Source organism: Anoxybacillus sp. J5B_2022, assembly GCF_026847645.1.
Taxonomy (GTDB): Bacteria; Bacillota; Bacilli; order Bacillales; family Anoxybacillaceae; genus Anoxybacteroides.
Window position 1 is genome coordinate 81898 of sequence record NZ_JAPSMC010000005.1, and the last position, 6314, is coordinate 88211.

General features: G+C 40.8%; 9 protein-coding genes. 7 read left to right on the forward strand and 2 right to left on the reverse strand.

What is annotated here, in order from left to right; translation table 11 throughout:
• Positions 1-27: 27 nt before the first annotated feature.
• Positions 28-462, reverse strand: a complete 435-nt coding sequence (locus M4I42_RS02830) for an Hsp20/alpha crystallin family protein (RefSeq protein WP_268850732.1) — start codon at positions 460-462, stop codon at positions 28-30.
• 96 nt (positions 463-558) lie between these two features.
• Positions 559-840, reverse strand: coding sequence for a hypothetical protein (locus tag M4I42_RS02835; protein ID WP_268850733.1), 282 nt, complete (start codon positions 838-840; stop codon positions 559-561).
• A gap of 175 nt (positions 841-1015) precedes the next feature.
• Here M4I42_RS02835 and M4I42_RS02840 point away from each other — a divergent pair, with 175 nt between their 5' ends.
• The 7 genes from M4I42_RS02840 to M4I42_RS02870 form a co-directional block, all read left to right on the forward strand.
• The gene (locus tag M4I42_RS02840; RefSeq protein ID WP_268850734.1) at positions 1016-1636 is read left to right on the forward strand and encodes a PepSY domain-containing protein; all 621 of its coding nucleotides are present in this window, start codon (positions 1016-1018) and stop codon (positions 1634-1636) included.
• Between the two features lie 117 nt (positions 1637-1753).
• Positions 1754-2284 (forward strand): hypothetical protein, encoded by a 531-nt coding sequence (locus tag M4I42_RS02845; protein WP_268850735.1) that lies wholly within the window; start codon positions 1754-1756, stop codon positions 2282-2284.
• A gap of 13 nt (positions 2285-2297) precedes the next feature.
• Complete coding sequence (locus M4I42_RS02850; RefSeq protein ID WP_268850736.1) at positions 2298-2972, forward strand: response regulator transcription factor; 675 nt, start codon at positions 2298-2300, stop codon at positions 2970-2972.
• Complete coding sequence (locus tag M4I42_RS02855) at positions 2969-4351, forward strand: HAMP domain-containing sensor histidine kinase (protein WP_268850737.1); 1383 nt, start codon at positions 2969-2971, stop codon at positions 4349-4351. Before M4I42_RS02850 ends, M4I42_RS02855 begins: the two co-directional genes overlap by 4 nt.
• Before the next feature lie 915 nt (positions 4352-5266).
• Complete coding sequence (locus M4I42_RS02860; RefSeq protein ID WP_268850738.1) at positions 5267-5548, forward strand: AbrB/MazE/SpoVT family DNA-binding domain-containing protein; 282 nt, start codon at positions 5267-5269, stop codon at positions 5546-5548.
• A 20-nt stretch (positions 5549-5568) separates the two neighbouring features.
• A complete protein-coding gene (locus tag M4I42_RS02865; protein ID WP_268850739.1) occupies positions 5569-5991 on the forward strand; it encodes a type II toxin-antitoxin system death-on-curing family toxin in 423 nt (140 codons plus the stop codon).
• Positions 5988-6314, forward strand: a 327-nt coding sequence (locus tag M4I42_RS02870; RefSeq protein WP_268850740.1) for a hypothetical protein, incomplete at its 3' end; no start/stop codon positions are given. The genes M4I42_RS02865 and M4I42_RS02870, both read left to right, overlap by 4 nt.

Consider the following 6314-nt stretch of genomic DNA (forward strand, 5'->3'; position numbering starts at 1 on the left):
ACAGAACGGGTTCACCTGTTTTCTTGTTCAATGAAACTGAATATCCACCTTTTTCCGTTGATCGGACGCGATTTTTGGAATGTGAATGTCGAGTACGCCGTTTTTGTACGTCGCATGAATTTGGTCCGCGGAAGCGTTCGCCGGCAGCGGAATCGACCGTTGGAATCGACCGAAAAAGCGCTCGCGGCGATGCATTTGCTCTTCTTTAATCGTTTCATTGCGTTGAATCGTCCCGCTAATTGTTAACACGTTGTTATGCACGTCAATTTGTACGTCTTCTTTCCGCTCAAGACCAGGTAGATCGCATGAGACGATATACTCGCGCTCCGTTTCATGCATATCGATGCGCGGCATCATCTCATCCGCCCGAAAAAGCGACGGAAAATCAGTCGTGAAAAAACGATGGAAATCACGTCGCATCGTTTCCAAATGGTGAAACGGGTCATAAGGAACTAAAGGCATCGAATCTCCTCCTTTCATGATGTCGGTACATAGTTTGTTCAACTTCGTTTGTTTTATGACCAATAAATGAAAAAGTAAGCGATTTACGCTTACTTTTTATACAATAATATGATCCATCACTTCTAAATGCAGGTCAATTAAATCTAGTTTTTCCGCTTCTGCTAAAGGTGCGGCCATGATTCGTTTGACGGCATAATGAAACTTCACTTCTGGCGCTTGTCGAACGCGCGGATGGGTCATTTCATCGCGCAGCTCTTTTTCGATCGCCTCATAAAGCAACGCTTTACACGTTTCTTCTGTCAACGCCTCCTCTTTTGCCAATGCTCGATTCGACCAAAGCGAACGGTATGCTTCGAAAAGTTGCATAAACGTAAGCACAAAAACCCCCCTTTGTTCCGTTTGTACGGTTATCATTATACAAGCGAAGAGAGAAAATGTGAAAAATTTTTCATGAACATATTAGTGCTTGTTCATATCCGTTTTTCGTTCGTTTCATTTGCAAAAGGTACGATCATAACTGTAAAACAATTTTGCAGTATGAGGAGGAAATGAGATGAACAAAAAGTTTTTAATCCCAGCATTAGCTCTTTCTATTGTTGGAGGTGGGGTCGTTGGCGCCACATTCAAGCATGATGCGTTTGCTGCAAGCCAAACGCAGACGGCAAACAAAGAAGTACCTGAAGAACAAGAGCAAGGCCAACTGCAAGCAAAAGCGAAAATTACGGAGAAACAAGCGATTGACATTGCATTGCAACATGTAAAGGGGCAAGAAAATGGAACGGAACTTGAAAATGAAGACGGTGTCGTTGTGTATGCAGTCGAAGTGAAAGATGAACAAGGAAAATTGTCTGATGTCAAAGTGGATGCACAAACAGGTGCTGTTGTAAACATTGATCAAAACGATCAAGATAAAAACGAGGGGGAATATAGCGACAAAGAAACAAAGGATGACCAAAATGGAGATGAAGCGGATTCGGTAAAAATCACGAAAGAAGAAGCCACCAACATTGCTTTACGTGAAGTAAGCGGAGAAGTCAAAGAAGCGGATGTGGAAAAAGAAAACGATGAGGCGGTTTATAGTGTAACCATTCAAACAAAACAAGGAAAACAAGAAGTCAAAATTGATGCAGAAACAGGAAAAGTATTGAAAGTAGAAGCAGACGATCAAAACTAACGTCAATCAGCTCCTTCGGATATTCGGAGGAGCTGGTTTTATGAAAATTTTTTCATTTGTTTTCTCTTTTCTCTTTATGAAAGTACGGTATGATAAATATAGAAGGGAGTCAAAAAAATGAGGGCGGTTTTATCACATCACCTGTTTCATTTATTCGTAAAAGTAGTTGGGGCGTTGTTAGTAGCTTTGAGTGTAGCGATGTTTATTTTAGGGCTGTTAACAGGGCAAAGCGAAGCTTATAAAGAAATGTATAAATTTTTAGGCAGTTTAGCGGAGTTTAGCGCGATCGCCGGCGGGGGCGTATGGCTTGTCCGTCACGGTTTCATCCAATTGAAAAAACGAAACGTAACATGGCAACATCATGTGAAAGAATGGTTTTTATTTTTTAGAAGATATCATACGTTATTCGGATGGATCACGCTTTTGCTTGTTATAAGCCATGGCACTTACTTTTTATTTAGCGGTGTTGATAGAATAGGAAGGGTGTATAGCGGAATTGGAGCGTTTGTCAGTTTAACATTGGTTGTCGTTTTCGGATATGTTTTGCAGCGGTTTGGAAAAGGAAAAAACGGAAAAAGCTATAAAAAAATGCATCAATGGATCGCTCTTTTGTTCGGGATCAGCTTAGTCATTCATTTGCTCATGTAAGGTAGGGGGTAATATGTACCGCATTTTAATCATTGAAGACGAAGAAGGATTGGCGGAATTTTTAGAGCTTGAACTGAAATATGAAGGATACGAAGTGGATGTAGCTTATGATGGAAGGCAGGGACTTGAACTTGCGATGAAGCAAGACTATCATGTCATTTTGCTTGATTTGATGTTGCCGGGGTTAAATGGAGTGGAAGTTTGTCGTCGCCTACGGAATGAGAAAGATACGCCGATTATTATGTTAACCGCAAGAGATAGCGTCATGGATCGTGTCATGGGGCTTGATAGCGGAGCAGATGATTATGTTGTCAAACCGTTTGCCATTGAAGAGTTGTTGGCACGGATTCGCGTCATTTTGCGCCGCGAAGAAAAAAGGGAAGCAAAACCGCTTCTTTTGACGTTTAAAGATCTTGAGTTGGACATTGAATCACGCGTGCTCAAACGCGGAAAGGAGCTTATTGAGTTAACAAATAAAGAATTCGAGTTGCTTTTAATGTTTATGAGAAATATTAACCGCGTACTAACGCGTGAGATGTTATTAGATCAAGTATGGGGCTATGATTATGCCATCGAAACGAACGTGATCGATGTGTATGTCCGCTATTTGCGCAATAAACTGAACGCAGAAGATAAAGAACAGTATATCCAGACAGTTCGCGGCGTTGGATATGTGATGCGAGAATGATAAAAAAACTTCCGATTAAATGGAAATTGACAATTTGGTCTTCTGTGCTGTTAAGCGTGTTGTTTATCTCTTACAATCTTTTGCAGTATATCGTTATTGAAAAATGGAGTGTCAGCTACGAACAGCAAAACATGCAGCATCAGCTAACGGAAATCGAGGCATTTTTGAAGGAAAAGTCGATACGAGATCCTTCTGAGCTACAACGTTACGATCACTATTTTGCGACGATTAATGAAAAAAATCAAATGATTCGGATTTTAGATGAGAAAGGGAAGCCGGTGTTTACGGTCTCCCATTCCGTCCCGAGCAGCTGGGTCAAACCGAAAAAAGCGACATCGTTACAATATGAAATCGTTCATCACTACGAAGATCGATTATTGATTCTTCGTTCCCCGATGACTGCGTTCTCAGGAACGATTGAAATTGTTCGTAACATGGAAACGTTTGATGATTTTCGAGATACGATTTTTCTCGTTATGGTAGCAACGGTCGCGGGAGCTGTGATTTTAAGTTTTTTAGGCGGAAGTATTATTGCCAAACAACTTCTTGTCAACGTTCAAGCGATGACGAATACGGTGAAAAGAATTAAAAAAAATGGATTGAATGAGCGTGTGCCTGTCAATGATACAAACGATGAGCTTGCACAGCTTGGCAAGCTTTTTAATGACTTAATGGACGATTTAGAACAATCGTTTTTACAACAAAAGCAATTTGTCGAAGATGCGTCCCATGAGCTAAGAACACCATTAACGATCATTAAAGGACATTTAACGATGTTAAATCGTTGGGGGAAACATGATCCGAATGTATTAAACAAATCGTTACAGTCCAGTTTAAAAGAGGTCGAACGACTCAATCAATTAGTGCACGAACTGTTAGAGCTATCACGTGCCGAATCGGAAGCGCCCAATATGACAGAATGGGAGATGGTTGACGTACGCCTAGTTATGGATTCTGTCATTCGAAATTTTGAAAACGTATATGCTGATTACACATTTCGGCAAATACGAAGCGAATCAGCATATATCCGTATTGTCGCGCGTCATTTAGAACAAATTTTCGTCATTTTATTGGACAATGCGGTGAAATATAGCCAAGAATCAAGGAAAGAAATCCACGTTTCCATATATCAAGAGGACGATGTTGCCAAAATAGAAGTGAAAGATTTTGGAATCGGGATTCCGCAAGCGGATCTTCCTTACGTCTTTCGCCGATTTTATCGAGTGGACAAAGCTCGCAGCAGAAAACAAGGCGGCAACGGCCTCGGACTTTCCATTGCAAAGCGTCTTGTTGAAAAATATGGCGGAACGATTTCCATCGAAAGCAAAGAAGGTCAAGGAACGACGGTTGTAATGGCGTTTCCGGTTGTTAGACTGTAATTGAAGGTGTTCTTTTCAACACGAAGGAACACCTATTTTTATCTAGATGTTCAATATTGCTTGATCATCTTGCTACTTTGCTGTATATTGTCCCAAGAGTGTTTTTGTGTGAGTTTTTTGTTGGTGTGAGGGTGATTGCCTTCCGATGTTGTAGCATCGGGTGTGATAAGACCAATCACCTTTTTTATTTTGCTTTTTTCTATTATTTTACTTTTTTGTCATTACTTTTAAATTAGTTATCAACAAAGGAAAGAGAATATCGTTTGGAGTAAGTGATTTTTTAGTAGAAGAAAAATTCTTGCTTTGCATCACCACTTCCCATGCCTAAAGGCGGAGATTCTCGGATAATCCTTTCAGCTTAAAATCCTCCAGCGCGGCGGTAAATAAGCCTCGTCCCTTCTTGCAAGGCGTTTTTAGTGGCATTTACGTCTAGGCTTAGTGCGCTCCGCAATTTTGGCATATCCACTCCTCAGTTTTCGTCCTCTTTTCTGACAGCCACAATCGGAGCAAAAACGCAAATAGAAAAACGACGAAGTTTCGCATTGTGTAAATCGACTTTATTGTCCAAAGATCCGAATTCGCAGATTTACATGATCGTTAGGCTTTGGCCGCGGCGGGCCGCCCACTTTCCCAGTGTCGTCCATTCGAAAATAGCATACGGGTTTTCTAGTCAAGTTCAAATGGTTTTGTAAAATTTCATTACCAGTGCAGCAAAATTGGCTTGCAGAAAAATAAATTTTTGTTTTTACACCATTTCGCGGACTTTAACGGTTTTCTCGTTAGAGGGCAGAAGCCCTTTTTTATTGTTCGGTATTGCTTTTCGGAAAAACGTTGTTATAATTGTTTATACAGTAATAATTATATGGATAAAAACGTCCTTTTTTGTCCATATTATGGAAAGGAGATGAAAAGGAAATGGGCGTGGAAATGTTAGGAAGCAAGGATGACAAAACGTATACACGCCGGATTAGCCAAGTCGGGAATAGTTTATCCGTTAGTATACCGAAAGATTTAGCCACTATGTTAAACCTAAATAAAGGCGATGAAATCGAAATATATTACAATGAGGAACGAGGGGAAATCGTGATGAAACGCGCAAACCGGATTCCAAAGGTGGTCCGTCCGGAAGTTGTGATGGCGATGAACCGCGCGATCTCCAAATATGACGAAGCGCTGCGCAACTTGAAATATAGATAAAGAAGCAACCGGGGGAAAGCATGGTTTATTATTTGACAGCCGAAGAAATCATATTTATCCATTACACGATAATGGAAATGTATGGCGACGCAGAACAAGCAGGGATCCAATTCCCCGATAAATTCGCATGGATGTTAGAAAGGCCAAAAACGAAATTGTTCGGGGAGGAACAGTTCCCTTCGATTATTGAAAAGGCGTGTTGCTATTACCATTCCATCGCGACAGGGCATATTTTCCACAACGGCAATAAGCGGACGGCTTTAGCCGTATTCATCACATTCCTTGATTTGAATGGGTATGAATTCACGATGACCAATAAAGAAGTGGAGGATTTCACGGTATATCTTGCCGAGGATGCCAAGTTCCGAGGAAATGATTGCATCCAGCACCTTGTCCGCGAATTAGAAGGTTACATCCGCCCCATCCAAAAACAAAAAGAATGAGAAAAAGGCGGCCAAAAGCCGCCTTTTTGCTACTCGTAGCTTTATGTCACTTTTTTGTATTTTTACCTTTCATCATTCGGTATATCGCATTATACATTAAAGGTGTGGCCGGTAGTTGCGAACAATTTGTCCTGTACCATATGATTGCGGGCAAGCATGATGGAATAAAATTGTACAACAGAAATTTTTGGGGCACGATTTCTGAAAATTTTTCTCTCTATCTAGTAAACTTGGAATCAACGGAAAACTGCCGCGTTCTTCTTCCGCCACTTCCCAGCCGCCATTTTAAATCAGATATTGACTATAATGTAATGCAGTTATAT